The organism is Curtobacterium sp. AB7, assembly GCF_044909335.1.
In the GTDB taxonomy this organism is placed as follows: domain Bacteria; phylum Actinomycetota; class Actinomycetes; order Actinomycetales; family Microbacteriaceae; genus Curtobacterium.
Genome location: NZ_JBIYED010000001.1, coordinates 163,832 through 189,677 on the forward strand (window position 1 = coordinate 163,832; position 25,846 = coordinate 189,677).

Annotated in this window: 35 protein-coding genes; 1 reads left to right on the forward strand and 34 read right to left on the reverse strand. The window is 68.9% G+C overall.

Annotated features, from left to right (window positions below; translation table 11 throughout):
* Window position 1: 1 nt before the first annotated feature.
* From ABH929_RS00810 to infA, 8 genes are all read right to left on the reverse strand, one after another.
* Window positions 2-3,208, reverse strand: a complete 3,207-nt coding sequence (locus tag ABH929_RS00810; protein ID WP_404559791.1) for a BTAD domain-containing putative transcriptional regulator — start codon at window positions 3,206-3,208, stop codon at window positions 2-4.
* 41 nt (window positions 3,209-3,249) lie between these two features.
* Window positions 3,250-4,368 (reverse strand): aromatic acid exporter family protein, encoded by a 1,119-nt coding sequence (locus tag ABH929_RS00815; RefSeq protein ID WP_404559792.1) that lies wholly within the window; start codon window positions 4,366-4,368, stop codon window positions 3,250-3,252.
* A 160-nt stretch (window positions 4,369-4,528) separates the two neighbouring features.
* Window positions 4,529-5,098 (reverse strand): 50S ribosomal protein L17, encoded by a 570-nt coding sequence (rplQ, locus tag ABH929_RS00820; protein ID WP_205463321.1) that lies wholly within the window; start codon window positions 5,096-5,098, stop codon window positions 4,529-4,531.
* 63 nt (window positions 5,099-5,161) lie between these two features.
* The gene (locus tag ABH929_RS00825) at window positions 5,162-6,157 is read right to left on the reverse strand and encodes a DNA-directed RNA polymerase subunit alpha (protein WP_071259847.1); all 996 of its coding nucleotides are present in this window, start codon (window positions 6,155-6,157) and stop codon (window positions 5,162-5,164) included.
* 190 nt (window positions 6,158-6,347) lie between these two features.
* Entirely contained in the window at window positions 6,348-6,746 is a 399-nt protein-coding gene (rpsK, locus tag ABH929_RS00830) for a 30S ribosomal protein S11 (protein ID WP_017885507.1), read from the reverse strand.
* Window positions 6,747-6,755: 9 nt separating this feature from the next.
* Window positions 6,756-7,130: a 30S ribosomal protein S13 gene (rpsM, locus tag ABH929_RS00835; RefSeq protein WP_058728274.1), complete on the reverse strand. Its 375-nt coding sequence runs from the start codon at window positions 7,128-7,130 to the stop codon at window positions 6,756-6,758.
* Window positions 7,131-7,316: 186 nt separating this feature from the next.
* Entirely contained in the window at window positions 7,317-7,433 is a 117-nt protein-coding gene (rpmJ, locus tag ABH929_RS00840; RefSeq protein WP_071276701.1) for a 50S ribosomal protein L36, read from the reverse strand.
* Between the two features lie 70 nt (window positions 7,434-7,503).
* The gene (infA, locus tag ABH929_RS00845; protein WP_017885509.1) at window positions 7,504-7,725 is read right to left on the reverse strand and encodes a translation initiation factor IF-1; all 222 of its coding nucleotides are present in this window, start codon (window positions 7,723-7,725) and stop codon (window positions 7,504-7,506) included.
* Between the two features lie 294 nt (window positions 7,726-8,019).
* Here infA and ABH929_RS00850 point away from each other — a divergent pair, with 294 nt between their 5' ends.
* The gene (locus ABH929_RS00850; RefSeq protein WP_263055032.1) at window positions 8,020-9,306 is read left to right on the forward strand and encodes an LCP family protein; all 1,287 of its coding nucleotides are present in this window, start codon (window positions 8,020-8,022) and stop codon (window positions 9,304-9,306) included.
* Window positions 9,307-9,435: 129 nt separating this feature from the next.
* Here ABH929_RS00850 and map read toward each other — a convergent pair whose 3' ends face one another.
* The 26 genes from map to tuf form a co-directional block, all read right to left on the reverse strand.
* The gene (gene map, locus ABH929_RS00855) at window positions 9,436-10,215 is read right to left on the reverse strand and encodes a type I methionyl aminopeptidase (RefSeq protein WP_216834335.1); all 780 of its coding nucleotides are present in this window, start codon (window positions 10,213-10,215) and stop codon (window positions 9,436-9,438) included.
* A gap of 60 nt (window positions 10,216-10,275) precedes the next feature.
* Window positions 10,276-10,866 carry an adenylate kinase gene (locus ABH929_RS00860; protein WP_123293144.1) on the reverse strand — a complete coding sequence of 197 codons (591 nt, stop codon included), beginning with the start codon at window positions 10,864-10,866 and terminating at the stop codon, window positions 10,276-10,278.
* Entirely contained in the window at window positions 10,863-12,185 is a 1,323-nt protein-coding gene (gene secY, locus ABH929_RS00865; protein WP_111083457.1) for a preprotein translocase subunit SecY, read from the reverse strand. The genes ABH929_RS00860 and secY overlap by 4 nt, the downstream gene beginning before the upstream one ends.
* Window positions 12,186-12,332: 147 nt before the next feature.
* A complete protein-coding gene (gene rplO / locus ABH929_RS00870) occupies window positions 12,333-12,797 on the reverse strand; it encodes a 50S ribosomal protein L15 (protein WP_027466723.1) in 465 nt (154 codons plus the stop codon).
* Window positions 12,794-12,979 (reverse strand): 50S ribosomal protein L30, encoded by a 186-nt coding sequence (rpmD, locus tag ABH929_RS00875; protein WP_173168934.1) that lies wholly within the window; start codon window positions 12,977-12,979, stop codon window positions 12,794-12,796. The genes rplO and rpmD overlap by 4 nt, the downstream gene beginning before the upstream one ends.
* On the reverse strand, window positions 12,979-13,812 hold the full coding sequence (gene rpsE / locus ABH929_RS00880; RefSeq protein WP_123311742.1) for a 30S ribosomal protein S5: 834 nt from the start codon (window positions 13,810-13,812) through the stop codon (window positions 12,979-12,981). The genes rpmD and rpsE overlap by 1 nt, the downstream gene beginning before the upstream one ends.
* Window positions 13,809-14,183 carry a 50S ribosomal protein L18 gene (gene rplR / locus ABH929_RS00885; RefSeq protein WP_031259041.1) on the reverse strand — a complete coding sequence of 125 codons (375 nt, stop codon included), beginning with the start codon at window positions 14,181-14,183 and terminating at the stop codon, window positions 13,809-13,811. The genes rpsE and rplR overlap by 4 nt, the downstream gene beginning before the upstream one ends.
* Window positions 14,184-14,185: 2 nt before the next feature.
* A complete protein-coding gene (rplF, locus tag ABH929_RS00890) occupies window positions 14,186-14,722 on the reverse strand; it encodes a 50S ribosomal protein L6 (protein WP_111083459.1) in 537 nt (178 codons plus the stop codon).
* A gap of 6 nt (window positions 14,723-14,728) precedes the next feature.
* The gene (gene rpsH, locus ABH929_RS00895; protein WP_017885519.1) at window positions 14,729-15,127 is read right to left on the reverse strand and encodes a 30S ribosomal protein S8; all 399 of its coding nucleotides are present in this window, start codon (window positions 15,125-15,127) and stop codon (window positions 14,729-14,731) included.
* Between the two features lie 153 nt (window positions 15,128-15,280).
* On the reverse strand, window positions 15,281-15,874 hold the full coding sequence (gene rplE, locus ABH929_RS00900) for a 50S ribosomal protein L5 (RefSeq protein WP_404559793.1): 594 nt from the start codon (window positions 15,872-15,874) through the stop codon (window positions 15,281-15,283).
* Window positions 15,874-16,233, reverse strand: coding sequence for a 50S ribosomal protein L24 (gene rplX, locus ABH929_RS00905; RefSeq protein ID WP_111083461.1), 360 nt, complete (start codon window positions 16,231-16,233; stop codon window positions 15,874-15,876). The genes rplE and rplX overlap by 1 nt, the downstream gene beginning before the upstream one ends.
* Window positions 16,234-16,236: 3 nt before the next feature.
* A complete protein-coding gene (gene rplN, locus ABH929_RS00910; RefSeq protein WP_111083462.1) occupies window positions 16,237-16,605 on the reverse strand; it encodes a 50S ribosomal protein L14 in 369 nt (122 codons plus the stop codon).
* A gap of 31 nt (window positions 16,606-16,636) precedes the next feature.
* Entirely contained in the window at window positions 16,637-16,921 is a 285-nt protein-coding gene (gene rpsQ / locus ABH929_RS00915; protein ID WP_111083463.1) for a 30S ribosomal protein S17, read from the reverse strand.
* Window positions 16,921-17,241: a 50S ribosomal protein L29 gene (rpmC, locus tag ABH929_RS00920; RefSeq protein ID WP_111083464.1), complete on the reverse strand. Its 321-nt coding sequence runs from the start codon at window positions 17,239-17,241 to the stop codon at window positions 16,921-16,923. Before rpmC ends, rpsQ begins: the two co-directional genes overlap by 1 nt.
* A complete protein-coding gene (rplP, locus tag ABH929_RS00925) occupies window positions 17,241-17,660 on the reverse strand; it encodes a 50S ribosomal protein L16 (RefSeq protein ID WP_111083465.1) in 420 nt (139 codons plus the stop codon). The genes rpmC and rplP overlap by 1 nt, the downstream gene beginning before the upstream one ends.
* 2 nt (window positions 17,661-17,662) lie before the next feature.
* Window positions 17,663-18,475 carry a 30S ribosomal protein S3 gene (gene rpsC, locus ABH929_RS00930; RefSeq protein ID WP_017885527.1) on the reverse strand — a complete coding sequence of 271 codons (813 nt, stop codon included), beginning with the start codon at window positions 18,473-18,475 and terminating at the stop codon, window positions 17,663-17,665.
* On the reverse strand, window positions 18,475-18,867 hold the full coding sequence (gene rplV / locus ABH929_RS00935; protein WP_111083466.1) for a 50S ribosomal protein L22: 393 nt from the start codon (window positions 18,865-18,867) through the stop codon (window positions 18,475-18,477). The genes rpsC and rplV overlap by 1 nt, the downstream gene beginning before the upstream one ends.
* 25 nt (window positions 18,868-18,892) lie before the next feature.
* Window positions 18,893-19,174: a 30S ribosomal protein S19 gene (gene rpsS, locus ABH929_RS00940; RefSeq protein ID WP_017885529.1), complete on the reverse strand. Its 282-nt coding sequence runs from the start codon at window positions 19,172-19,174 to the stop codon at window positions 18,893-18,895.
* Between the two features lie 11 nt (window positions 19,175-19,185).
* A complete protein-coding gene (gene rplB / locus ABH929_RS00945) occupies window positions 19,186-20,025 on the reverse strand; it encodes a 50S ribosomal protein L2 (RefSeq protein ID WP_111083467.1) in 840 nt (279 codons plus the stop codon).
* An 18-nt stretch (window positions 20,026-20,043) separates the two neighbouring features.
* Window positions 20,044-20,343 (reverse strand): 50S ribosomal protein L23, encoded by a 300-nt coding sequence (rplW, locus tag ABH929_RS00950; protein WP_111083468.1) that lies wholly within the window; start codon window positions 20,341-20,343, stop codon window positions 20,044-20,046.
* The gene (rplD, locus tag ABH929_RS00955; RefSeq protein ID WP_111083469.1) at window positions 20,340-20,999 is read right to left on the reverse strand and encodes a 50S ribosomal protein L4; all 660 of its coding nucleotides are present in this window, start codon (window positions 20,997-20,999) and stop codon (window positions 20,340-20,342) included. Before rplD ends, rplW begins: the two co-directional genes overlap by 4 nt.
* Before the next feature lie 2 nt (window positions 21,000-21,001).
* The gene (rplC, locus tag ABH929_RS00960; RefSeq protein WP_027466731.1) at window positions 21,002-21,658 is read right to left on the reverse strand and encodes a 50S ribosomal protein L3; all 657 of its coding nucleotides are present in this window, start codon (window positions 21,656-21,658) and stop codon (window positions 21,002-21,004) included.
* A gap of 12 nt (window positions 21,659-21,670) precedes the next feature.
* On the reverse strand, window positions 21,671-21,979 hold the full coding sequence (gene rpsJ / locus ABH929_RS00965; RefSeq protein WP_017885534.1) for a 30S ribosomal protein S10: 309 nt from the start codon (window positions 21,977-21,979) through the stop codon (window positions 21,671-21,673).
* 510 nt (window positions 21,980-22,489) lie between these two features.
* Entirely contained in the window at window positions 22,490-23,317 is an 828-nt protein-coding gene (locus ABH929_RS00970; protein ID WP_404559794.1) for a DarT ssDNA thymidine ADP-ribosyltransferase family protein, read from the reverse strand.
* A gap of 79 nt (window positions 23,318-23,396) precedes the next feature.
* On the reverse strand, window positions 23,397-24,374 hold the full coding sequence (locus ABH929_RS00975; protein WP_404559795.1) for a DNA topoisomerase IB: 978 nt from the start codon (window positions 24,372-24,374) through the stop codon (window positions 23,397-23,399).
* Between the two features lie 207 nt (window positions 24,375-24,581).
* A complete protein-coding gene (gene tuf / locus ABH929_RS00980; RefSeq protein WP_111083472.1) occupies window positions 24,582-25,769 on the reverse strand; it encodes an elongation factor Tu in 1,188 nt (395 codons plus the stop codon).
* Window positions 25,770-25,846: the final 77 nt, after the last annotated feature.

Below are 25,846 nucleotides of genomic sequence, written 5' to 3' on the forward strand. Positions count from 1 at the left end.
GTCAGCGCACGCGGAACCGCAGCTCCTCGAGCAGGAGCCGCGCCTGCGAGACGGCCTCGGTCCGGTTCGATCCGGCCGAGGCCGTCTCGGCGTCGGCCAGCACCGCGTCGCCGAGGGCGTCGGCCAGCACCGACCGCATCCGCGTGTGCGCGAGCACGCCGAAGTCCTGCCGCGAACCGAGTCGGGTCGCCAGCCCCCAGCAGCGAGCGGCGTGCTCCGGCCGTCCGTCACGGGCGGCGGCGAGCGCCAGCCCGAGCAGGGCGGTCCCGATCACGGGCAGGTCCAGCCACCACGGGTGGACGCGCAGCATCACGAGCGCACCGACACGCAGGCGTCTCGCGACCGCCACGTCGTCGACCGGGAGGCCCGGCGCGGCTCCGTCGGACCGGCGCGCCGCCGCCTCGTCCCGCGCCGCGATCCGCGCCGAGCCCGCCATGAGCGTCCAGTGCGGCGTCTGCTTCCGCAGGGGCAGCACGGAGTCCCAGGCGCGGGCGTACTCCGCCGCCGCGTCGTCGAGGGCTCCTTCCCAGCGCGAGCACTCCGCACCGATGGCCATCGCGAGCACGCCGATCTGCACCCGGTCCTCGTCGAACCCGCCGCGGGCCTCGACCGGACGGTGCTGCAGGTCGTCGGCGACCTGCCGGGCACGCACGACGTCGCCGGTGCTCGCGGCGCAGAGGCCGACGGTCCAGCCGATCTCGTACAGGTCGTCGTCGGCCCCGAACCGTTCGAGTTGCTCGCGGGCGACCTCGGCGGACCGCAGGGCGTCGGCGTGCCGACCGGTCTGCGCCAGGAGCTGGGTCATGGTGACGGCGATCGACCCGGTGGTCCAGGCGTCGTCGCTCGACCGCGAGAGCGTCTCGGCGCGGGTCGCGTACCGCAGGGCGACAGCGGACTCCCCGTCGTTCTCGGCGAGCGGCGCGCTGAGCATGTTCGCCAGGCAGGCGACACCGGGCTCCGGGTCGTCGCGGTAGCGGGCGAGCAGGGCGTACCCGTCGGCCGGTCGCCCCAGGGTGAGGAGCAGCGCTGCCTGGGCGTCGAGCACCGCGAACCCGGTGGTGCCGTCGCGCATCACGCGGCGCAGGGTCGACACGGCCAGGGCTGCGGTGCGCTTGTCGCTGAACGCGGATGACCCGCCGGTGACGACGAGTCCGAGCACCGTCGCGGCACGGTCCTCGGCCGCCGGTCCGGTACGGCGCAGGACCGGGACGACCTCGGGGCCGAGTGCGACGACCTCACCGTGGGCCCCGCGCAGCGACCAGTAGCCGCCGAGTGCCGCGAACAGGTGCGCGACCGCCGCGGTGTCGTCGGCAGCGAGGCTCCAGCGGAGCAGCGCGACGAGGTTGTCGGATTCACGGGCGACCTCGCGGAACCGCTCGAGCTGTGCGGAACCCGTGATCGTGAGCAGGTTGCGCTCGGCCGCGAACCCCCGGCCCCAGCCGATCATGGCCGCACGGACGGCCTCGGTGGCGCCGCGGTCCCCCAGCCGGGCCGCACCGAACTCCCGCACGGTCTCGAGCAGCCGGTACCGCACGGGCTCACCCTCGTGTTCGACGAGCTGCACGAGCGACTGCTCCACGAGCTCGGCGAGGTCGTCGAGCACGTCCGCCCGGCGGTCCGGGGCCGCGACCGCCTCGACGGCGTCGACCGCGAGTCCGTCCGGGAAGAGGGCCAGACGCGTCAGCAGGTCCTGGGCCCCGTCGTCGAGCAGACGCCAGCTCCACTCGATCACGGCGAGCAGGGTGCGGTGCCGCTCCGGGGCGCTCCGGTCACCGCCGCGCAGCAGCGCGAACCGGTCGTCCAACCGGCGCTCGATCTCGTCGGCGCTCATCCCCCGGATGCGTGCGGCCGCGAGCTCGATGGCCAGCGGTGACCCGTCGAGCCGCGTGCAGATCCGGCGCACCGTGTCCACCGGCAGCACGGCTCCGGGTCGTGCGGCCCGCGCCCGCTCGGTGAAGAGCCGGACGGCCGCCCCGTCGGCCTCGACGGGCAGGGGTGCGAGGGGAGCCACGACCTCGCCGGCGATGGCGAGCGGCGCGCGCGACGTCGTCAGGATCCGCAGGGCGGGCACGGTCGCGAGCAGGTCCGCGGCGAAGGCGGCGACCTCGGCCACCAGGTGCTCGCAGTTGTCCAGGACGAGCACGGTCGGCCCGTCGGCGAGCGCCCGCACGACCCGGCTGCGCAGGTCGGCCGCGACGGCGTCCCGGAGCGATCGGGTGGAGCGGAACTCGGCGATGCCGAGCAGCGCGCCGAGGGCCGGCACGATGTCGTCGGCCGTGGCGAGCGGCGCGAGTTCGACCACGACGACGCCCTGTGTCGAAGGCAGGCCGGCGGCGACCGCCTGCGCCAGGCGGGTCTTCCCCAGCCCACCCGCTCCGAGGATCGTGACCAGCCGTCCGGCGGACAGCAGGTCCGAGACGGCGGCGAGGTCGGCCTCCCTCCCGACCAACGTGTTCGGCGCAGCACGCAGGCCGACGCGGCGGACGCTGCCCGTTGCGGGGCCGGATCGGCGCAGCAACTCGGCGTTGAGGCGGACCAGGTCGGCCGAGGGGTCGGCGCCGAGTTCGTCGGCGAGGCGGTCACGGTGCGCCGCGAAGGCGGCGATGGCCTCGCTCGTGCGGCCGGCTGCGGCAAGGGCGCGCATCGAACCGGCGACCGCGACCTCGTCGTAGGGGTTGGCGACGGCCTCTGCCGACCAGAGTGCGGCGGCCTCGTCGGCGTCGCCCTCGTCGAGCAGGGCGCCGCCGAGCGCGCGCCGGAGCGTGCGCCGGAGGGCTGCCGCACGGTCCGCGAGCGCCGCGCCCAGGTCGCCGTCGACGTCGGCGCCCGGGTCACCACGCCAGAGGTCGAGGGCGGCACGGACCGCTGCCGGCTCCGTCTCGCCCACCGCACGCGCGGCACGGGCGAGGTCGACGTCCTCGGGGTCGCCGCCCAGCGCGTACCCGGTGCTCGTCGACACCACGAGGCCGTCCGCCACGCTCCGGCGCAGTCGGGACACGAGCGTCTGCAGCGCCGCACGCGCACCCCGCGGCTGCGCGTCCGGCCAGAGGTCGTCGATCAGGGACTCGGTGGTCAGGGCGTGGCCGCGCGCGAGCACCAGCGCCGTCAGGAACGCCCGAGCGAGCGCTCCGGGCACGGGCGACTGCCGGCCGTCCGCACCCGTCACCGTGACCGGTCCGAGGACGGCGATGCGGGGCGGGACGGTCACGGTGCGAGTCTACGGAGCGCCGGTGTCACGGGGTCCTCGCGTCAGCCGCGCGGACGGTGGAACGCCGACGGCCCCGTGCGGGTGTCGAGGTTGTCCGTCGCACGACGCTCGGACTCCACGATGCCGCGGAGCGCCACGAGCGCGGACGCCGTCACCGCGACGTGTGAGGGGTTCTCGCGCGAGGCGTCGAGCGCCTGCTCGAGTCGCTCGATCGCCTTGTCGCCTTCGTCCTCGGGGCACTCCCCGCGGATCACACAGGCGAGTTGCCGGATCGCCTCGGTGAGCGATTCGGTGAACGCCGGGTCCGGACGACCGAGGTTCGAGGACACCGGACCCGACCGGGCGACGAGCTCGGTGAGGTCCGTCGTGTACCAGGCGACCCGTTCGAGCGCCCGGAAGCGTGCCCCGTCCTGCTGGAGCCGGGCCCGTGACCCTCGGAGCGCCCCGCGGGGGTTGATCTTCCGGCTCTCGTGGGCGACGGACACCCGCGCGCGCACATCGGCGATCGCGCGGTCGAGCTTGTCCTGCTGCCGGTTCCAGGCGTCCTCGTCGCGCTCCCCGCTCTCGAGTACCCGGGCGAGGCCTTCGAGGTGCTCGGCCAAGACGGCGTTCACCTCGTCGATCCGACGTTCGGCGTCCCAGAAGTGCAGCGGAGGGAACACCAGGAAGTTCACGAGCAGACCGACGACGACGCCGACGGCCATCTGCACCAGGTACCCGAACGAGTAGCCCTCGGCGTTCGCCCCGCCGACGAGGAGCACGAACAACGCCGCCGTCGAGACCCAGGTGCTGCCCTCGCCGAGCACCCGGAACCCGCCGACGAGCACCCCGATGCCGACCGCGAGGGCCACGGCGAGGATCCCCGGGTCGCCCACGATCATCGTGAAGCCCGCGACGGCGATGCCGAGCAGGATGCCGACGAGCGTCTGGATGCCGTTGCGCAGCCCCGCGTAGACCGTCGTCTGCATCGCGACGATCGCCCCGAGCGGTGCGTAGTACGGGTAGTCGGACGCGACCCCGGGCACGTGCCTGGCGATGAACCAGGCCAGTGCCGCGGCGCCGGCGGCCTTGGCTGCGTGCAGCAGTCGCGGCTGTGTGCCGGACGTGCGGCTCCACCGCCACGCGCGGCGACCGACGCCCGCGATGTGTTGGAACTCCATGTGGTGACTCTCCCTGTCGGGCGGACACGCTACGGGGCACGCACTGGGAAGGCGACGGTCCTGCGTTCTCCGGACGTCGGGGTGCACGGGTATCGCTCCCGAACGCGACGAAGCCCCCGCGACCTGGGTCGCGGGGGCTTCGTCGTGGTGACGCGGGGTCCTACTTGGTGTCGTCGCTCTTCTCGGCGGCGTCGGCCTCGACCTCGGCGGCAGCCTCGGTCTCGGTCTCCGACTCGACCGGCGCGGACTCCTCGGTGGTCTCGGTCTCATCGACCGGGGCCTCCTCGGTGGTCTCGTCGGCAGCCGGCTCCTCGACCGGAGCGGCGGCGGCCGGAGCCGCGGTGCGCTTCACCGGGGCGGGCGTGCCCGACACCGGCTCGAGGACGAGCTCGATCGACGCCAGCGGGGCGTTGTCGCCCTTGCGGAAGCCGAGCTTCGTGATGCGGGTGTAGCCGCCCTGACGGTCCTCGACCTGCGGGGCGATCTCCGTGAACAGCGTGTGCACGACGGACTTGTCGCGCAGGGTCGCGATGACCCGACGACGAGCGTGCAGGTCGCCGCGCTTCGCGAACGTGATGAGCCGCTCGGCGACCGGACGGAGGCGCTTGGCCTTCGTCTCGGTGGTCGTGATGCGACCGTGCGTGAAGAGGGCGTTGGCGAGGTTGCTCAGGAGCAGGCGCTCGTGAGCGGGACCGCCACCGAGGCGGGGGCCCTTGGTGGGCTTCGGCATGTCAGTTCTCCAGTGGTGAAAGTGGTGCGCGCGGTGTCAGCGCGCTTGCGCGTGAGCGCGAGATCAGTTGTTGGACTCGTCCTCGTCGTACCCGCTGTAGAAGTGGGCGCCGTCGAATCCGGGGACGGTGTCCTTGAGGGACAGGCCGAGCTCGGTGAGCTTGTCCTTGACCTCGTCCACCGACTTCTGACCGAAGTTGCGGATGTTCATGAGCTGCGTCTCCGACAGGGCGACGAGCTCGGACACCGTGTTGATGCCCTCGCGCTTCAGGCAGTTGTAGCTGCGGACCGACAGGTCGAGGTCCTCGATCGGGGTCTGCAGCTCGTTCGACAGGACAGCGTCGACCGGCGCGGGGCCGATCTCGATGCCCTCTGCGGCCGTGTTGAGCTCGCGAGCGAGCCCGAACAGCTCGACCAGCGTGCGACCGGCCGACGCGATGGCGTCGCGCGGCGTGATCGCCGGCTTCGACTCGACGTCGACGACCAGGCGGTCGAAGTCCGTGCGCTCACCGGCACGCGTCGCCTCGACGCGGTAGGTGACCTTGAGGACCGGCGAGTAGATCGAGTCGATCGGGATCTGACCGGCCTCGGAGAACTCGGAACGGTTCTGCGTGGCCGAGACGTAGCCGCGGCCGCGCTCGATCGTGAGCTCGAGCTCGAACCGCGCGGTGTCGTTCAGGGTCGCGATGACGAGTTCCGGGTTGTGGATCTCGACGCCGGCCGGAGCGGAGATGTCCGCTGCGGTGACCTGACCGGCACCCTGCTTGCGCAGGTACGCGGTGATCGGCTCGTCGTGCTCGCTGGAGACGACAAGGCTCTTGATGTTGAGGATGATCTCGGTGACGTCTTCCTTCACACCGGGAACGGTGCTGAATTCGTGGAGGACACCGTCGATGCGGATGCTGGTGACAGCCGCGCCGGGGATCGAGGAGAGGAGCGTGCGGCGCAGCGAGTTGCCGAGGGTGTAACCGAAGCCCGGCTCGAGCGGCTCGATGACGAAGCGCGAGCGGTGCTCGGAGATCGACTCCTCGGTCAGGGTGGGGCGCTGTGCAATGAGCACTGTGGGATTCCTTTCGGCGAAGTGTCCGCTATATGACACTTGGCGGTACGACGGGGCCGCGTGGGCCCCGACGGGTCTGTTGAGTTGTGATCACGCGCACCGATGTGCGCGATCGAACGACCAGGAATGGCCGCGGGCCCTGCCCGACCCCGTCAGGGGACGAGCAGGGCGCGGCCGGTTGCTCCTCGCGTCAGACGCGACGACGCTTCGGCGGGCGGCAACCGTTGTGCGCCTGCGGAGTGACGTCGTTGATCGAGCCGACCTCGAGGCCAGCGGCCTGGAGCGAACGGATCGCGGTCTCGCGGCCCGAACCCGGACCCTTCACGAAGACGTCGACCTTCTTGACGCCGTGCTCCTGCGCCTGACGCGCAGCGGACTCGGCAGCGAGCTGCGCCGCGAACGGCGTCGACTTGCGCGAACCCTTGAAGCCGACGGCACCCGAGGACGCCCAGCTGAGGACGGCACCCGACGGGTCGGTGATGCTGACGATCGTGTTGTTGAACGTGCTCTTGATGTGGGCCTGGCCCACTGCGACGTTCTTCTTCTCCTTGCGGCGCGGCTTGCGCGCGGCAGTCTTGGGGGTAGCCATCGGGGTCTCCTATCGAGCCTTCTTCTTGCCTGCCACGGTGCGCTTCGGTCCCTTGCGGGTACGCGCGTTGGTCTTGGTGCGCTGACCGCGCACCGGGAGACCACGACGGTGGCGAAGACCCTCGTAGCTACCGATCTCGACCTTGCGACGGATGTCGGCTGCCACCTCGCGGCGGAGGTCACCCTCCACCTTGAAGTTGCCCTCGATGAAGTCACGGAGGGCGACGAGCTGGTCGTCGGTCAGGTCCTTGACGCGGATGTCACCGGAGATACCGGTCTCGGCGAGTGCCTGGACCGCGCGGGTACGGCCGACGCCGTAGATGTACGTGAGTGCGATCTCCACGCGCTTCTCGCGCGGGATGTCGACGCCTGCTAGACGTGCCATGTGATGGCTGCTCCTGTTGTCGATGGAGGTGTGGAGCAGTACCGGTGCCCGGGCCTCCGACCCGAGGTGTCCCCCGGTCGTCGTGCGACCGGGTTCTGGTACTGCGTTGTCGATCTTCAGTTGTGGGTCGTGCTCGAGCAGCCGGCTGTCCGAGGGACAGCGTCGGTGCCGGTCACGCGCCGGGGACTAGCCCTGGCGCTGCTTGTGACGCGGGTTGCTCTTGCAGATCACCATGACGCGGCCCTTGCGGCGGATCACTCGGCAGTGCTCGCACATGGGCTTGACGCTGGGGTTGACCTTCATTGTTCTTTCCTCGTGCTCGCTGGCTTCGTGCGCGGCAGGATTGCCGAGCCGTTCCTTTCCAGCTCGCGGATCACTTGTAGCGGTAGACGATCCGGCCGCGGGTCAGGTCGTACGGGCTCAGCTCCACGATCACGCGGTCCTCGGGGAGGATGCGGATGTAGTGCTGGCGCATCTTCCCGGAGATGTGCGCGAGGACCTTGTGTCCGTTCGTCAGCTCAACGCGGAACATCGCGTTGGGCAGAGCTTCGAGCACCGAGCCTTCGATCTCGATGACGCCGTCTTTCTTGGCCATAGCCTCACTGTCGCTTGGTTGTGGAACAGGTGTGATCCCCGAACCGGTCTGCGGGTCGGTCGCCACACCCGAGAGGGCATGACACACCAAAGATCGATCTTATGTGGTAAACCCGCAATTGCCAAGTGCAGGCACGGCACGCCCCCTCACCTGGGGCTTCCGGCGGCATGCCTGAGTGTTCCACAGTGGTTTGACGGCGCGCTCCGGGCCGACGCCCCTGCCCGGACCGTAGCGTTGCTCCGCAGCCACGTCCGCCGCCGACGTACCTCGCGCGGACCACCGAACGGAGACCACGTGCCCGACGCCACACGACGCCCCTTCGCCACACACGGCAAGCAGGCCCGCCGTCGCGGCTGGACCACGCTCGTGGCTGTCGTGGCCTCAGCGCTGGCCGTCGTGCTCGTGAGCGGGACGAGCGTCGCCGCCATCGCCGGCGCCCAGCTGGCGACCGCGCCGCAGACCGTGCAGCTCAGCACCGACGACCAGAGCACCGCGAAGACCGCCGACATCACCGCGATCAAGGGCGGTGCGAACATCCTGCTCATCGGCAGCGACACCCGCGTCGGCCAGTTCGACTCCGACGAGGACGTCGAGGGCGCCCGCAACGACGTCACGATGCTCATCCACGTCTCGCAGGACCACCAGCAGCTCACCGCGGTCAGCTTCCCCCGTGACCTGATGGTCCCGATCCCGGCCTGCACCAACCCCGCGAGCGGGACGACCTACCCGGCCTCGACCTCCGCCATGTTCAACACGGCGCTCGGCAACGGCGGCGTCTCGTGCGTCGTCGACACCGTCGAGAACCTCACCGGCCTGAGCATCCCGTACGCCGGGCTCATCACCTTCGACGGCGTGATCGAGATGTCGAACGCCCTGGGCGGCGTCGACGTCTGCGTCGCGGAGCCCATCGACGACACCTTCACCGGTCTGCACCTCACCGCCGGCTCCCACAACCTCGAGGGCTCCGACGCCCTCGCGTTCCTGCGCACCCGCCACGGCGTCGGCGACGGCAGCGACCTGGCCCGGATCAGCTCGCAGCAGGTGTTCCTGTCGGCGCTGCTCCGCAAGGTCACCTCCGACGGGACACTGTCGAACCCCATCACGCTCTACAAGCTCGCTGGCGCGGCACTGTCGAACATGACCCTGTCGGACGGCCTGGCACAGGCCCGCACCCTCGTCGGCCTCGCCTCGGCACTGCGCGGCATGAGCACCGCCAACATGCTCTTCGTGCAGTACCCGGTCGCCGACGACCCCGACGACAGCGCGCGGGTGATCGTCGACCAGGAGACCGCCCACACGCTCAACGTGGCGCTGCAGAACGACGTGAAGTCCTCGCTGAGCGACTCGAGCACGGGGCGCGCGTCTGAGGAGTCGCCGACCGCCGGGGGCGCCGCGACGACCGCACCGTCGACCGGCACCACGCCGTCCGACACGTCGTCGTCGCCCGCGTCGGGCGGCGCATCGTCGGGGACGTCGTCCGCACCGAGCTCGTCCGCCACGAGCACGGCGACGTCGACCCCGCTGCCGTCGTCGATCACCGGGCAGAGCGCCTCCGAGCAGACCTGCTCGGTCGGCAACTGACCGCCGGACAGGGCTGACGGCGCGGCGCCCTCCGGGCACTGGGCAGACGCGGCTGCGCGCGGCTGGCGACGAGGCGGGGACGACCCGCGCCTCCTGGCCGTCGCGACCGAAGCGGACTGGAGGCCCGTCCTACGGGATCGGGACGGGCGTCACGCCCAGCGGGGCCAGGCCCGCAGCGCCGCCGTCGGCGGCCGTCAGCACCCACACGCCGTCGGCGTGCACCGCGACGCTGTGCTCCCAGTGCGCGGCGTCCCCACCGTCCATCGTGCGGACGGTCCAGTCGTCGTCGTCCGTCGAGCTGTCGATCGTGCCCGCGGTGACCATCGGCTCGATGGCCACCACCAGGCCGGGCTTCACCGCCGGACCGGCACCGCGGACGCGGTAGTTGAAGACCGGCGGGTCCTCGTGCATGGAGCGACCGATGCCGTGCCCCGTGTAGTCCTCGACGATGCCCCAGGCACCGGTCTCGTCGATGGCGTCCTCGACCGCGGAACCGACCTCGTGCAGGTTCTTCGCGTGGGCGAGCGCCGCGATGCCGTGCCAGAGCGATCGCTCGGTGGTGTCGCAGAGCGTCTGGCGCGCTGCGGACACCTCGGCGTCGCCACCGGGGACGACCGTGGTGAACGCGCTGTCGCCGTTCCAGCCGTCGACCTCGGCACCGGCGTCCACCGACACGATGTCACCGGGAGCGAGCACGCGGTCACCGGGGATGCCGTGCACGATCTCGTCGTTCACGGACACGCACAGCGTGTGCCGGTAGCCCGGCACGAGCTGGAAGTTCGGGATCCCGCCGCCGTCGCGGATCGTCCGCTCGGCGATCGCGTCGAGCTCACCCGTCGTGATGCCCGGACGGATCGCCGCACGCACGGCGTCGAGCGCCTCGGCGGTCAGCAGCCCGGGGCGCACCATGGCGCGGAGCTCGTCCGGCGTCTTGTAGATCGAGGGCTTGCGAAAACGGACCACGCCGGGTCAGACGCCCGCGGTGAGCCCGCGAGCCGACAGCGCGGCCTGGATGCGGTCGCCGACCTCGTCGATCGCGCCGAGGCCGTCGACGTCGAGCACGAGACCACGGTCGCCGTAGGCGCCGACGATCGGCGCGGTCTGCTCGGTGTAGACCTGCTGGCGACGACGGATCGTCTCCTCGTTGTCGTCACTGCGGCCCTGCTGCTCGGCACGCTTGAGCAACCGGCCGACGAGCTCGTCCTGGTCGGCGACGAGCTGCACGACCGCGTCGATCCCGGTGCCCTGCTCGGCGAGCAGCGCGTCGAGGTACTCGACCTGCCCGACCGTGCGGGGGTACCCGTCGAGCAGGAACCCCTCGGCTGCGTCCGCCTCGTTCAGGCGCGACTTCACGAGCTCGTTCGTCAGGGAATCCGGCACGTAGTCGCCGGCGTCCATGATCGCCTTGGCCTGCACACCGAGCGGCGTGCCCTCCGCGACGTTCTTGCGGAAGATGTCGCCCGTCGAGACGGCCGGGATCCCGAAGGACTCGGCGATCCGGCCGGCCTGGGTGCCTTTCCCCGCTCCGGGGGGTCCGACGATGATGAGACGTGCGCTCAACGGAGAAGCCCTTCGTAGTGACGCTGCTGCAGCTGCGAGTCGATCTGCTTAACGGTCTCGAGACCGACACCCACGATGATCAGGATGCTCGCGCCACCGAACGGGAAGTTCTGGTTCGCGCCGAACAGCGCCAGTGCTGCCAGCGGGATGAGCGCGATGAAACCGAGGTAGAGCGAGCCGGGCAGCGTCACCCGGGTGAGGACGTAGTCGAGGTACTCGGCGGTCGGACGACCGGCCCGGATGCCGGGGATGAACCCGCCGTACTTCTTCATGTTGTCGGCGACCTCTTCGGGGTTGAAGGTGATCGCCACGTAGAAGTACGTGAACCCGACGATGAGCAGGAAGTACAGCACCATGTAGAACAGGTTGTCGCCGGAGACGAGGTTGTTCTCGATCCAGGTGACCCATGCCGCGGGCTCGGAGCCGTCCGAGGGCTTGTTGAACTGCGCGACCAGGGCCGGCAGGTACAGCAACGACGACGCGAAGATGACGGGCACGACGCCGGCCATGTTCACCTTGATCGGGATGTACGTGTTGTTGCCGCCGTACGTGCGTCGGCCGACCATGCGCTTGGCGTACTGGACCGGGATCCGCCGCTGCGACTGCTCGACGAACACGACGGCCATCATGATGACCAGTCCGACCAGGATGACGAACAGGAAGAGCTCGAACGACTGCGACTGCTCGATGGCCCAGAGCGCGGACGGGAACTGCGCCGCGATCGACGTGAAGATGAGGAGGGACATGCCGTTGCCGATGCCGCGCTCGGTGACGAGCTCGCCCATCCACATGATGAGGCCGGTACCGGCGGTCAGCGTGACGACCATGAGCATGATCGCGTACCAGCTGTCGTTCGAGATGATCGACGAGCAGGAGGACGACGCGTTCGTGCCGAAGAGGGCACCCGAGCGGGCGACCGTGATCAGGGTGGTGGACTGCAGCACGCCCAGCGCGATCGTGAGGTAGCGCGTGTACTGCGTCAGCTTCGCCTGACCGGACTGGCCCTCCTTGTAGAGGGAGTCGAAGTGCGGGATGACCACGCGCAGGAGCTGCACGATGATCGACGACGTGATGTACGGCATGATGCCGAGCGCGAAGACCGAGAGCTTCAGCAGCGCGCCGCCGGAGAACAGGTTGATCAGGTCGTAGAGACCGCCGGACGACGAGGCGCTGGCGAGACAGCTCTGCACGGCCGCGTAGTCGACGAACGGTGCCGGGATGTACGACCCGAGCCGGAACAGCGCGATGATCGCGAGGGTGAAGCCGATCTTCTTGCGAAGATCAGGGGTGCGCATGATGCGCGCGACCGCTCTGAACACGAGGACTCCGAACTTCTGGGACCGGGGCCGTCGATCGCGGCCGTTCCGGTGTCGGTCGGCAGGGCCGACCAGGCTGGCGGATGCCGGCCACTGTCAAGGAAACCGTAACGGCGGCCCGTGCGCAAACGCACGGGCCGCCGACGGGGGTTACTGGGAGACGGTGCCGCCAGCAGCCACGATCTTCTCGGCGGCGGACGCCGAGACCTTGTCGACCGTGACCGTGATCTTCACGGTGATGTCACCCTGACCGAGAACCTTGACCTTCTCGTTCTTGCGGACGGCGCCCTTGGCGACCAGGCCCGCAACGGTGACGTCGCCACCATCGGGGTAGAGCTCCGAGATCTTGTCCAGGTTCACGACCTGGTACTCGACCCGGAACGGGTTCTTGAACCCGCGGAGCTTCGGGGTGCGCATGTGCAGCGGCATCTGCCCACCCTCGAAGCCGACCCGGACCTGGTAACGGGCCTTCGTGCCCTTGGTACCACGCCCAGCGGTCTTGCCCTTCGAGCCCTCACCGCGACCCACACGGGTGCGGTCCTTCTTGGCGCCCTCTGCGGGGCGGAGGTGGTGCAGCTTCAGCACCTGCACGCGCTCGTTCTTCTCGTCGCTCATGCGTCGACCTCCTCGACCTTCACGAGGTGCGCCACCGTTGCGATGTACCCGCGGTTCTGGGCGTTGTCCTCACGCTCGACCGTACGGCCGATGCGCTTGAGACCCAGGCTGCGGAGCGTGTCGCGCTGGTACTGCTTCTCGCTGATAACGGACTTGATCTGCGTGATCTTCAGCGTCGCCATCACGCACCTGCCTTCTCGGTCGCGGCACGCAGTGCTGCGGCCTCGGCCTGGAGCAGACGAGCCGGGACGACCCGCTCGACGTCGAGGCCACGACGGCTCGCGACGGCGCGGGGCTCCTCGAGCTGCTTCAGAGCCTCGACGGTCGCGTGCACGATGTTGATGGTGTTCGACGAACCGAGCGACTTGCTCAGGACGTCGTGGATGCCGGCGCACTCGAGCACGGCGCGGACGGGACCACCGGCGATGACACCGGTACCCGGGCCGGCCGGACGCAGGAGGACGACGCCAGCAGCGGCCTCACCCTGCACGGGGTGCGGGATGGTGTTGCCGACGCGGGGGACGCGGAAGAAGTTCTTCTTCGCCTCTTCGACACCCTTGGAGATCGCCGTGGGGACCTCCTTGGCCTTGCCGTAGCCGACGCCCACGAGGCCGTTGCCGTCACCCACGACGACGAGCGCCGTGAAGCTGAAGCGACGACCACCCTTGACGACCTTCGACACGCGGTTGATGGTCACCACGCGCTCGAGGAACTGGCTGTCGCCACCGCGGTTGTTGCGGTCGCGGCCCTGCTGACGGTCACGACCGCCACCACGACGGCCACGGTTGTCGGCCGAGTCACGGTTGTTCGATGCGGAACCGGCAGCGGTCTCGACGGGACGCTCGGCGACGGCAGGTGCCTCCGCCTCCTTGCCCTTCGCGGCGGTGTCGGTGCCCTCAGCAGTTGCCTCGGTGGCCTCGGTGGCCTCCGTGCTCGCCTCGGTGGTCTCGACGGCGTCCGTGGCCTCGACGGCCTCGGTCTTGGCGTCTTCGTTGGTGTTCGCGTTGTCGCTCACAGGTTCAGCCCTCCTTCACGGGCACCATCGGCGATCGCGGCGACGCGACCGGCGTACTTGCTGCCACCGCGGTCGAAGACCACGGCCTCGACGCCAGCCGACTTCGCGCGCTCGGCGAGGAGCTCACCGACGCGACGGGCCTTGGCGGTCTTGTCGCCGTCGAACGAGCGGAGGTCTGCCTCCATCGTCGAGGCGCTTGCGAGGGTGTGCCCCTTCGCGTCGTCGATGACCTGCACGAACACGTGACGCGACGAGCGGGTGACGGCGAGACGGGGACGAGCCTCGGTGCCGGTGATCTTCTTGCGGAGACGGTTGTGACGACGCGCCTTGGCGGCCGCCTTGCTCTTGCCTCGTGTCTTGAGGAGTCCCATGATCACTTACCTGACTTTCCGGCCTTGCGGCGCACGTTCTCGCCGGCGTAACGGACACCCTTGCCCTTGTACGGCTCGGGCTTCCGGAGCTTCCGGATGTTCGCCGCCACTTCGCCGACTGCCTGCTTGTCGATGCCGGCGACCGTGACCTTGTTGTTGCCCTCGACCGCGAAGCTGATGCCCGCGGGCGGCTCGACCGTGATCGAGTGGGAGTACCCGAGCGCGAACTCGAGGTTCGAGCCCTTCGCCTGCACGCGGTAACCGGTGCCGACGACCTCGAGGCCCTTGGTGTAGCCCTGGGTCACGCCGATGATGTTGTTGGCGATGAGGGTACGGGTCAGGCCGTGGAGCGAACGCGACTCGCGCTCGTCGTCCGGACGGGTGACGAGAACCTGGTTCTCCTCGACCTTGGCCTGGATGGGCTCCGCGATGACGAGCGCGAGCTCGCCCTTCGGGCCCTTGACCGCCACGCTCTGACCGTCAACGGAGACGGTCACGCCGGCGGGGATGTCGATGGGAAGACGTCCGATTCGTGACATTGTCGATCACCACACGTAGGCGAGGACTTCCCCACCCACGCCCTTCTGCTCGGCTTCGCGGTCGGTCAGCAGCCCGGACGAGGTCGAGAGGATCGCCACGCCGAGGCCACCGAGGACCTGGGGGATCTCCGTCGACTTCGCGTAGACCCGGAGGCCCGGCTTCGACACGCGCTTGATGCCGGCGATCGAACGCTCGCGCTCGGGGCCGTACTTCAGGTCGATGGTGAGGGTCTGCCCGACTCGGGCGTCCTCCACCTTCCACTCGCTGATGTAGCCCTCACGCTTGAGGATGTCGGCGATGTTCTTCTTGAGCTTGGAGCTCGGGAGCGCGACGGCGTCGTGGTGCGCGGAGTTCGCGTTCCGCAATCTGGTCAGCATGTCTGCGACCGGATCGGTCATCGTCATGATGTTCGTCCATTTCTCGCCTGGTTTCGACACCCGTTCCACGAATGCCGACCTGAGCGATCGAGTGATCCCGGGGCGGTTCCCCAGGATCGGTGTGTTCGTGCGTGCGGGCCGGAGGACGTGAATCCTCCGGCCCGCACCGCCCGAAGTAGTTTAGACCGTCTGCTCGTTGGAGCGGAACGGGAAGCCGAGCTGACGGAGCAGCGCGCGTCCCTCGTCGTCCGTCTTCGCGGTGGTGACGACAGTGATGTCGAACCCGCGGACACGGTCGATGCGGTCCTGGTCGATCTCGTGGAACACGGACTGCTCCGAGAGACCGAACGTGTAGTTGCCGTTCCCGTCGAACTGCTTGTCGCTGAGACCGCGGAAGTCGCGGATGCGGGGCAGTGCGAGGGAGATCAGGCGGTCGAGGAACTCCCAGGCGCGGTCACCACGGAGGGTGACGTGCGCACCGATCGCCTGGCCCTCGCGCAGCTTGAACTGCGCGATGGACTTGCGAGCGATGTTGACCTGGGGCTTCTGTCCCGTGATCGCCGTGAGGTCCTTGATGGCCCCCTCGATGATCTTCGAGTCGCGAGCGGCCTCGCCGACACCGGTGTTCACGACGACCTTGACCAGGCCGGGGACCTGGTTGACGTTCGCGTAGCCGAACTGCTCGGTGAGCGTGGCCTTGATCTCGTCCTTGTACTTCTGCTTGAGGCGCGGCTGGACCTTGGTGGCCTCAGTCGTTGCAGTCGTGTCGGTCATCAGAGCGTCTCACCTGACTTCTTGGCGTAGCGGACGCGGACGGTCTTCTTGACCCCGCCCTTCTCCACCTCTTCGGTACGGAAGCCGACGCGGGTCGGCTTCTTCGTCTTCGGGTCGACGAGAGCGACGTTGGACACGTGGATCGAGGCTTCGTGCTTCTCGATGCCACCCGTCTTCGAGCCGCGCTGCGTCTGGCCGACGCGGACGTGCTTCGTGACGAAGTTCACGCCCTCGACGACGACGCGCTGCTTGTCCTTGAGGACCTCGATGACCTTGCCCTGCTTGCCACGGTCGCCGCCACGCTCCTGCGTCGCGCCCGTGATGACCTGGACGAGGTCACCCTTCTTGATGTTCGCCATGGCTTACAGCACCTCCGGCGCGAGCGAGATGATCTTCATGAACTTCTTGTCACGGAGTTCGCGACCGACCGGACCGAAGATGCGCGTGCCGCGCGGGTCGCCGTCGGCCTTGAGGATCACTGCCGCGTTCTCGTCGAACTTGATGTAGGAGCCGTCCTGACGACGGGTCTCCTTCTTGGTGCGAACGATGACCGCCTTGACGACGTCACCCTTCTTCACGTTGCCGCCGGGGATGGCGTCCTTCACCGTGGCGACGATGACGTCACCGAGACCGGCGTAGCGACGACCCGAACCACCGAGCACGCGGATGGTCAAGATCTCCTTGGCACCCGTGTTGTCGGCGATCTTCAGGCGGGATTCCTGCTGAATCACTGCTGTCTCCTATTCCGAAGCAGGCCGAGGCCTACTTGGCCTTCTCGAGGATCTCGACCAGGCGCCAGCGCTTGGAAGCGCTGAGGGGACGGGTCTCGCTGATCACGACGAGGTCGCCGACACCAGCGGTGCCGAGCTCGTCGTGGGCCTTCACCTTGGACGTGCGACGGATGATCTTGCCGTAGAGCGCGTGCTTCACGCGGTCCTCGACCTCGACCACGATGGTCTTGTCCATCTTGTCGCTGGTCACGTAGCCGCGACGCGTCTTGCGGTAGCCGCGAGTGAGGGCGGCGGAGGTCTTCTCTTCGTTCGCCATTACTTCTCCTCGGCGGTCTCGGCCTCGGTCGACTCAGCCGGCTTGTCAGCCTTCTTCGTCGTCTTCTTGGCCTTGGTGGCGGTCTCGACGGGCGCGGGAGTGGCACGGATGCCGAGCTCGCGCTCGCGGAGGACGGTGTAGATGCGAGCGATGTCGCGCTTGACGGCACGGAGACGACCGTGGCTCTCCAGCTGGCCGGTGGCCGACTGGAAGCGGAGGTTGAAGAGTTCCTCCTTGGCCTTCTTCAGCTCGTCAGCGAGACGCTCGTTCTCGAACGTGTCGAGCTCCGTCGGACGGAGCTCCTTGGAACCGATCGCCATTATGCGTCGCCCTCCTCGCGCTTGATGATGCGTGCCTTGAGGGGCAGCTTGTGGATTGCACGGGTCAGCGCCTCACGGGCGATGTCCTCGGTGACGCCGGAGAGCTCGAAGAGCACACGACCCGGCTTGACGTTGGCGACCCACCACTCGGGCGAGCCCTTACCGGAACCCATGCGGGTCTCAGCCGGCTTCTTCGTGAGCGGACGGTCCGGGTAGATGTTGATCCAGACCTTGCCGCCACGCTTGATGTGACGCGTCATGGCGATACGAGCGGACTCGATCTGACGGTTGGTCACGTACGCCGGGGTGAGGGCCTGGATGCCGTAGTCGCCGAAGCTGACCTTGGTACCACCGGTTGCCTGACCCGAACGCTTCGGGTGGTGCTGCTTACGGTGCTTGACTCGACGGGGAATAAGCATGGTTACGCCTCAACTCCTGCGCCGGCCGGCGCGTCCTGCGGGGCCTGCTGCGGGCGGCGGTCACCGCGGTCGCCGCCACGACGGTCGCCGCCACGGTCGCCACGCTCACCGCGCGGGCCGCCACGACGCTCGGGGCGCGACGAACGCTGGTTCGCCTGCTCGCGAGCGAGCTCCTTGTTCGTGATGTCGCCCTTGTAGATCCAGACCTTCACGCCGATGCGGCCGAACGTGGTCCGGGCCTCGTAGAAGCCGTAGTCGATGTTCGCGCGGAGGGTGTGCAGCGGCACACGGCCTTCGCGGTAGAACTCCGAACGGGACATCTCGGCGCCGCCGAGACGACCCGACACCTGGATGCGGACACCCTTGGCGCCGGCGCGCTGTGCACCCTGCAGGCCCTTGCGCATGGCGCGACGGAACGCGACACGAGCGGAGAGCTGCTCGGCGATGCCCTGCGCGACGAGCTGGGCCTCGGTCTCGGGGTTCTTGACCTCGAGGATGTTGAGCTGGATCTGCTTCTTGGTGAGCTTCTCGAGCTCACCGCGAACGCGCTCCGCCTCGGCGCCGCGGCGACCGATGACGATGCCCGGACGCGCCGTGTGGATGTCCACGCGGACACGGTCACGGGTGCGCTCGAGCTCGATGCGGGCGACACCGGCGCGGTCGAGGGTCTTCTTCAGGTACTCGCGCACCTTGATGTCCTCGGCCACGTAGTCGGCGTAGCGCTGACCGGCCTTCTTGCTGTCGGTGAACCAGTGCGAGACGTGGTCCGTCGTGATCCCGAGACGGAAGCCGTACGGGTTGACCTTCTGGCCCATTAGTTGCTCGCCTTCTTGCTCGTCGCGGCAGCCTCGGCCTCTTCCGGCGTCGCGAGGACGACCGTGATGTGGCTGGTGCGCTTGTTGATGCGGAAGGCCCGGCCCTGGGCGCGCGGCTGGAACCGCTTCAGGGTCGTTCCCTCGTCGACGAAGACGCGGCTCACGTAGAGGTCGCGCTCGTCGAGGAAGCTGTTCGTCGAGTCAGCCTTCACCCGGGCGTTCGCGATCGCCGAGGCGACCAGCTTGTACACGGGCTCCGAAGCGCCCTGGGGGGCGAACTTCAGGATGGCGAGCGCCTCGTGGGCCTGCTTGCCGCGGATCAGCTCGATGACGCGACGGGCCTTCTGAGGCGTGACGCGGATGTGTCGCACGCGTGCGATCGACTCCACCATTTCGTTCCTCCTCTGCGTCCCCGCGTTAGCGGCGACGGCCCTTCTTGTCGTCCTTCACGTGACCACGGAAGGTGCGGGTCGGCGCGAACTCGCCGAGCTTGTGACCGACCATCGACTCGGTGACGAACACCGGGATGTGCTTGCGGCCGTCGTGCACGGCGATGGTGTGCCCGAGCATGTTCGGGACGATCATCGACCGACGCGACCACGTACGGATCACGTTCTTGGTGTTGGCCTCGTTCTGCGTGACGACCTTGCGGAGCAGGTGCTCGTCGACGAAGGGGCCCTTCTTCAGACTGCGTGGCATCTTCTGAACTCCTACTTGCGCTTCTTGCCGGCGTTACGGCGACGGACGATGAGCTTGTCGCTCGGCTTGTTCGGCTTGCGCGTGCGACCCTCGGCCTGGCCCCAGGGGCTGACCGGGTGACGACCACCGGAGGTCTTGCCCTCGCCACCACCGTGGGGGTGGTCGACCGGGTTCATCGCGACACCACGCACGGTCGGGCGGACGCCCTTCCAGCGCATGCGGCCGGCCTTGCCCCAGTTGATGTTCGACTGCTCGGCGTTGCCGACCTCGCCGATCGTGGCGCGGCAGCGTGCGTCGACGTTGCGGACCTCGCCCGACGGCAGACGGAGCTGCGCGTAGGGGCCGTCCTTGGCGACGAGACGCACCGAGGCTCCGGCCGAGCGGGCCATCTTCGCGCCGCCACCGGGGCGGAGCTCGATGGCGTGCACGACGGTACCCACGGGGATGTTGCGCAGCGGCAGGTTGTTGCCGGGCTTGATGTCGGCACCGGGGCCCTGCTCGATGACGTCGCCCTGCTTGAGCTTGTTCGGCGCGATGATGTACCGCTTCGTGCCGTCCACGTAGTGGAGGAGCGCGATGCGCGCAGTGCGGTTGGGGTCGTACTCGATGTGAGCGACCTTGGCGTCCACGCCGTCCTTGTCGGAGCGACGGAAGTCGATCACGCGGTACTGGCGCTTGTGGCCACCACCGATGTGACGCGTGGTGATGCGGCCGGAGCTGTTGCGACCACCGGTCTTCGGCAGCGGACGAAGCAGGGACTTCTCCGGAGTCGAACGGGTGATCTCAGCGAAGTCGGCGACCGACGAGCCGCGACGACCGGGGGTCGTCGGCTTGTAGTTACGAATAGCCATGATTTATCCCTCTGGTCCTCAGCCGACAGCCGTGAAGATGTCGATCGAACCGGACTTGAGCGTCACGATGGCGCGCTTGGTGTCCTTGCGCTTGCCGAGACCGAACTTGGTGCGGCGGGTCTTGCCCGGGCGGTTCAGCGTGTTGATGCTCGCGACCTTGACCTCGAAGATCTTCTCGATGGCGAGCTTGATCTCGGTCTTGTTCGAGCGGGGGTCCACGATGAACGTGTACTTGCCCTGGTCGATGAGCGCGTAGCTCTTCTCCGAGACGACCGGCGAGATGATGACGTCGCGCGGGTCCTTGTTGAAGCCGCTCATGCGGTGATCTCCTTCGCGGTCTTCGACGCGATGAAGGCGTCGAGGGCGCTCTTGCTGAAGACGACGGCGTCCGACTTGAGGACGTCGTAGGCGTTCAGCTGGCCGTACGAGAGCGCGTGGACGTTCGGCAGGTTGCGGATCGACTTGAGCGTCAGCTCGTCGTTCGACTCGAGCACGATCAGCACGTGCTTGACGGGCGCGACCTTCTCGAGGAGCGTCCGGGCGACCTTGGTCGACGGCACGTCGGCCTCGACGAAGCCGTCGACGGCCGAGATGCGGCCACCGCGGGCGCGGTCCGAGAGCGAGCCGAGCAGCGCTGCGGCGATCATCTTCTTGGGGGTGCGCTGCGAGTAGTCGCGGGGGGTCGGTCCGTGGACGACGCCACCACCGGTGTGCTCGGGAGCACGGACGGAACCCTGACGGGCGCGGCCGGTGCCCTTCTGCTTGAACGGCTTGCGACCGGCACCGCGGACTTCGCCGCGGTTCTTGGTCTTGTGGGTGCCCTGACGCGCGGCTGCGAGCTGCGCGGTGACGACCTGGTGGATCAGCGGGACGTTGGTCTCGACGTCGAAGAGAGCTGCGGGCAGCTCGACGGTGCCGGACTTGACACCCGATGCGTCGAGGACGTCGATCGTGGTTGCGGTCGTGGTGGCCATGATCACTTACCCTTCACGGCGGTGCGGACGAAGACGGAGCGGCCGCGAGCACCGGGGACGGCGCCCTTGACGAGCAGCAGACCCTTCTCGGCGTCGACGGCGTGCACCGTGAGGTTGAGGACGGTCACACGGTCGCCACCCATACGACCGGCCATGCGCATGCCCTTGAAGACACGCGACGGGGTCGAGGAAGCACCGATCGAGCCGGGCTTGCGGTGGTTGCGGTGTGCACCGTGCGAGGCGCCGACGCCGTGGAAGCCGTGGCGCTTCATGACACCGGCGAAGCCCTTGCCCTTGGAGGTACCGACGACGTCGACCTTCTGGCCCGCCGTGAACGTGCCGTCCACGGTGAGCTCCTGGCCGAGCGTGTACTCAGCGGAGTCGTTGGTCCGGATCTCGGTGAGGGTGCGACGCGGGGTCACGCCAGCGGCCTCGAAGTGGCCGGCGGCCGGCTTGTTGACCTTGCGCGGGTCGATGGCACCGGCGGCGATCTGGATCGCCTCGTAGCCGTCGCGCTCAGCGTTGCGGATCTGGGTGACCACGTTCGGGCCGACCTCGATCACGGTGACGGGGATGAACTTGTTGTTCTCGTCCCACACCTGGGTCATCCCGAGCTTCTTGCCGAGGAGGCCCTTGACGGTCTTGGTTGAGTTCGCCATTGGTCTGCCCCCTTACAGCTTGATCTCGATGTTGACGTCTGCCGGAAGGTCGAGTCGCATGAGCGAGTCGACGGCCTTCGGCGTCGGGTCGACGATGTCGATGACCCGCTTGTGCGTGCGCTTCTCGAAGTGCTCGCGCGAGTCCTTGTACTTGTGAGGGGAACGGATCACTGCGATCACGTTCTTCTCGGTGGGGAGTGGCACCGGGCCGACCACGGTCGCACCGGCACGGGTCACCGTGTCGACGATCTTCCGGGCCGACGTGTCGATGACCTCGTGGTCATACGACTTGAGCCGGATGCGGATCTTCTGTCCCGCCATGTGTCTCTTGTCCTCTCTCTGCGCCGCGCACCCGCAGGCCGCCTGACGCCGCTCGGCTCCGCATTGCTGCGGACCGTGCTGTTTTCCTGAACCAACCGGCCGCATCCGCTGGGGATGACCGCTGTTCACCTGTCAACCGCGCGGGCGACCTTGGCCGTCCAGCGTGGGCAATCGACTTCCTCGCACTCCGGGCGCAACAGTGTCGCGTCCGTCATGACCTCGGGGAGTCGTGTTCTGCTGCCTGCGGCCCAACCCAGCCCTGCTGAACAGGGGGGTTGTGCACTGCCAGAGCAGTGATCCTGCGGACTCGCACCCGCGGGGAATTCGGAACCGGACAAGTCTCGCATGTCCCGAGCCCACGTGCAACCCGGGCGTGTCGCGATGTGCCGGGCGTGTCGGCACCGGCTCGCTTCCCCGGATCCACGGGGATCGGACGGCCTGGAGGCACGGGTCGCCGCCGCAACGCGGAGCGCCCTCCGGAGATGGTCCGGAGGGCGCTCGTGGAGACGGTTACTCGGCCGTCACCGGGGGGACGAACCACGGCGGGAAGACCGCCACGCGCGGCGCGTGGCCGCCGTGGTCGGCGAGCACCGCACGGACCGTCTGACGGGCCTTGTCGTTCGGGACGCCGATCACCGCGACGGACGAGAACGGCACGCTCGGCCCCGCGAGGAGCTCGAGCCCGAGCATCTCCGGGTCGGAGAAGTCCGTCCGGCGGATCAGGTTCGTCCCGGCGTCGGGGCCGACGGCGAAGCGGACGTCGTCGGCGTCGGCGTCCTGGTCGGCGACGACCACCGAGTCACCGAACGCCGAGACCGGGACGACGAGCACGACGTAGTCCACCGCGCGCGTGCGTCGGGCGGCGTCGGACCACCTTTCCCCGACGGCGCCGGTGCGGAGCTCGTCCCACCGGAGGGCATCCGGCGACAGGGTGAACGGCACGTGGCTCGCGATGGTGCTGCCGTCGGGTGCTTCGGCCTCGGCGCGAGCGGCACGGGTCTCGGCGCTGCTCACGTCGACGGCGGGCTCCGCCTGGTCTGCTGCGAGGATCGCACCGGAGCCGACGATGCCGTCGAGGTTGTCGATGTGGGTCACGTGGTGCGCACGCAGCGACGCGAACACCCGAGCCTCGGGCAGGTCGGCCGACGACGACCGGAGGGACGTCGGCGAACGCAGCGACGTCCCGGGGCCGGAGGCCGGCGGGTCGACGCGCAGGTTGGTGGTGATGCGGGTCCGCCGTGGCGCCGGAGCGGCTGGGATCGCCGACTCCTCACGCTGCCGGGGCGCGCAGATGTCGCAGAGCTCGGTGGGGAAACCGTGGATGCACTCGTCAGTCACGACTGTTGTGGGTCCTTCCGTGCCGTGTGGGGTGGTCCGGCACGTCGACCAACGCTACGTCATCCGGACGCTCCCGGGGTCATTGTCGGTAGAGCAGCGCCCGGACCTCGGACTCGGCGGCGTGGATCCGGGCCGGATCGATGGTCTCGCCGTGTTCGTAGGCGTCGAGCAGCCGCGGGTCGATGTAGCTCTGCCGGCACACCGTCGGGGTGTTGCCGAGCTCCTCGCTCGCGGCCTTCACGGCATGGGACACCGCATGCTTCCGCTTCGCCTGCGACGACAGCGGACCGGTCTGCGCCAGGTCGACGGCTGCCGCCACCGTTCCGTGCAGGGTGCGGAAGTCCTTCGCCGTGAAGTCGTCACCCGCACGCTCCTTGACGTAGGCGTTGATGTCCTCGGCGGACAACGGCTCCCACTCGTCACCGCGGCGTTCGCGGAACGACAGCAGTCGGGCGTTCGGCCCGCGGCGCTTCATGCCGGCGATCACCGTCGCGAGGTCGGCGTCGTGGATCGACGACGACCACTCCTGCCCGCTCTTGCCGGGGAAGTCGAGCTCGATGTCGTCACCGGAGACGTGGGCGTGCGCGCACAGCAGGGTCGACAGCCCTCGGCTGCCGTGCTCGCTGGCGTACCGCTCTGAACCGACTCGCAGCGAGCCCTGGTCGAGCATCCGGAACGCCGCGGCCAGCGCTCGGCGGCGATCCGGTTCCGGTCGCCGGAGGTCCTGCGTCACCCCGCGCCGTGCGACCGGCAACGACTCCGCGAGTGCGAGCGCACGGTCGTACTTGATCCGGTCCATCCGCTCGCGCCACGACGGGTGGTACATGTACTGGCGGCGGCCGGCCCCGTCGATCCCGGTCGCGAGGACGTGCCCGTTCTCGTACGGCGAGATCCAGACGTCGTCCCAGGCCGGCGGGATGACGAGGTCCTCGAGCCGCTGACGCACCGCGGCATCGGTGACGGTCGCGCCGTCGGGGTCGCGGTACGAGAAGCCGCGTCCACTCCGGACACGGTGGTAGCCACGACCGGAGGTCGTGGAACGGCGCAGACGGGTCACCCGTCCGAGCCAACTCCCCGATGCCTGGGACGCCGTACGGGGCGGACCGGCGCCGTCGTGGCGGGCGTACCCCGGGCCTCCCGTCCGCCGCCCGCCAGGGCCGTGAGCGGCCGTCAGCGGCTCGCGGGCGGTACCACGACCTGTCGGGGCAACGGCAAAGCGGGGCCGAGCCCGAAGGCTCGACCCCGCTGAGGCAGGTAACCGGAGTTACTTGACGATCTTCTCGACCGTACCGGCGCCGACCGTACGACCACCCTCACGGATGGCGAAACGGAGGCCCTCTTCCATGGCGATCGGCTGGATCAGCTCGACCGTCATGGCGACGGTGTCGCCGGGCATGACCATCTCGGTGCCCTCGGGCAGCGTGATGACGCCGGTGACGTCCGTGGTGCGGAAGTAGAACTGCGGGCGGTAGTTCGCGTAGAACGGGTTGTGACGCCCGCCCTCTTCCTTGGTCAGGATGTACGCGTTCGCCTGGAACTCGGTGTGCGGCGTGACCGAACCCGGCTTGACGACGACCTGGCCGCGCTCCACGTCCTCGCGCTTGAGGCCACGGATGAGCAGACCGGTGTTGTCACCGGCGACCGCCTGGTCGAGCAGCTTGCGGAACATCTCGATGCCCGTGACGGTGGTCTTCTGCGTCGCGCGGATGCCGACGATCTCGACCTCCTCGTTCAGGTTGAGCGTGCCACGCTCGACGCGACCGGTGACGACGGTGCCACGACCGGTGATCGTGAAGACGTCCTCGATGGGCATCAGGAACGGCTGGTCGGTGGCGCGCACCGGGTCCGGCACGTGCTCGTCGACCTGGGCCATGAGGTCCTGGACCGACTTGACCCACTTCTCGTCGCCCTCGAGCGCCTTGAGCGCCGAGACCTGCACGACGGGGGCGTCCTCGTCGAACTGCTGCGAGCCGAGGAGCTCGCGGACCTCGAGCTCGACGAGCTCCAGGATCTCCTCGTCGTCCACCATGTCGGACTTGTTCAGCGCGACGACGATGTAGGGGACGCCGACCTGGCGGGCGAGCAGCACGTGCTCACGCGTCTGGGGCATCGGGCCGTCGGTGGCGGCGACCACGAGGATCGCGCCGTCCATCTGCGCCGCACCCGTGATCATGTTCTTCACGTAGTCGGCGTGACCGGGGGCGTCGACGTGCGCGTAGTGACGCTTCTCGGTCTGGTACTCGACGTGCGAGATGTTGATCGTGATGCCGCGCTGGCGCTCCTCGGGAGCGTTGTCGATCTGCGCGAAGTCACGGGCCTCGTTGAGGTCCGGGTACTGGTCGTGCAGAACCTTGGTGATCGCCGCCGTGAGCGTGGTCTTGCCGTGGTCGACGTGACCGATGGTTCCGATGTTGACGTGCGGCTTGGTGCGCTCGAACTTGGCCTTGGCCACTGTGGGTCCTCCTCAGGACTCGGAAGCGTCATCCCCGGCCGGCCCTGGATGGGCTCGCGACCGTTGATGCGCGGTGT

Coding starts and splice junctions, on each gene's coding strand:
- rplR (WP_031259041.1), bottom strand. CDS start 14,183: ATGGGACTCCTCAAGACACGAGGCAAGAGCAAGGCGGCCGCCAAGGCG.
- rplQ (WP_205463321.1), bottom strand. CDS start 5,098: ATGCCGAAGCCCACCAAGGGCCCCCGCCTCGGTGGCGGTCCCGCTCAC.
- rpsQ (WP_111083463.1), bottom strand. CDS start 16,921: ATGGCGAACGAAGAGAAGACCTCCGCCGCCCTCACTCGCGGCTACCGC.
- rplO (WP_027466723.1), bottom strand. CDS start 12,797: ATGAGCGACGAGAAGAACGAGCGCGTGCAGGTGCTGAAGCTGCACCAC.
- rplX (WP_111083461.1), bottom strand. CDS start 16,233: ATGGCGAACATCAAGAAGGGTGACCTCGTCCAGGTCATCACGGGCGCG.
- rplP (WP_111083465.1), bottom strand. CDS start 17,660: ATGCTTATTCCCCGTCGAGTCAAGCACCGTAAGCAGCACCACCCGAAG.
- ABH929_RS00815 (WP_404559792.1), bottom strand. CDS start 4,368: ATGGAGTTCCAACACATCGCGGGCGTCGGTCGCCGCGCGTGGCGGTGG.
- rplC (WP_027466731.1), bottom strand. CDS start 21,658: ATGGCGAACTCAACCAAGACCGTCAAGGGCCTCCTCGGCAAGAAGCTC.
- rplE (WP_404559793.1), bottom strand. CDS start 15,874: ATGACCGACACGACTGCAACGACTGAGGCCACCAAGGTCCAGCCGCGC.
- rpsK (WP_017885507.1), bottom strand. CDS start 6,746: ATGGCTACCCCCAAGACTGCCGCGCGCAAGCCGCGCCGCAAGGAGAAG.
- rplF (WP_111083459.1), bottom strand. CDS start 14,722: ATGTCACGAATCGGACGTCTTCCCATCGACATCCCCGCCGGCGTGACC.
- rpmD (WP_173168934.1), bottom strand. CDS start 12,979: ATGGCGACGCTGAAGATCACGCAGATCAAGTCCGTTATCAGCGAGAAG.
- rpsC (WP_017885527.1), bottom strand. CDS start 18,475: ATGGGCCAGAAGGTCAACCCGTACGGCTTCCGTCTCGGGATCACGACG.
- infA (WP_017885509.1), bottom strand. CDS start 7,725: ATGGCCAAGAAAGACGGCGTCATCGAGATCGAAGGCTCGGTGCTCGAA.
- rplW (WP_111083468.1), bottom strand. CDS start 20,343: ATGAGCGGCTTCAACAAGGACCCGCGCGACGTCATCATCTCGCCGGTC.
- rplV (WP_111083466.1), bottom strand. CDS start 18,867: ATGGTGGAGTCGATCGCACGCGTGCGACACATCCGCGTCACGCCTCAG.
- rpsH (WP_017885519.1), bottom strand. CDS start 15,127: ATGACGATGACCGATCCGGTCGCAGACATGCTGACCAGATTGCGGAAC.
- map (WP_216834335.1), bottom strand. CDS start 10,215: ATGGTGCGCCCCGGGCTGCTGACCGCCGAGGCGCTCGACGCCGTGCGT.
- rpsS (WP_017885529.1), bottom strand. CDS start 19,174: ATGCCACGCAGTCTGAAGAAGGGCCCCTTCGTCGACGAGCACCTGCTC.
- rpsM (WP_058728274.1), bottom strand. CDS start 7,130: ATGGCACGTCTAGCAGGCGTCGACATCCCGCGCGAGAAGCGCGTGGAG.
- rpmC (WP_111083464.1), bottom strand. CDS start 17,241: ATGGCGATCGGTTCCAAGGAGCTCCGTCCGACGGAGCTCGACACGTTC.
- rplB (WP_111083467.1), bottom strand. CDS start 20,025: ATGGCTATTCGTAACTACAAGCCGACGACCCCCGGTCGTCGCGGCTCG.
- rplD (WP_111083469.1), bottom strand. CDS start 20,999: ATGGCCACCACGACCGCAACCACGATCGACGTCCTCGACGCATCGGGT.
- rpsJ (WP_017885534.1), bottom strand. CDS start 21,979: ATGGCGGGACAGAAGATCCGCATCCGGCTCAAGTCGTATGACCACGAG.
- rpmJ (WP_071276701.1), bottom strand. CDS start 7,433: ATGAAGGTCAACCCCAGCGTCAAGCCCATGTGCGAGCACTGCCGAGTG.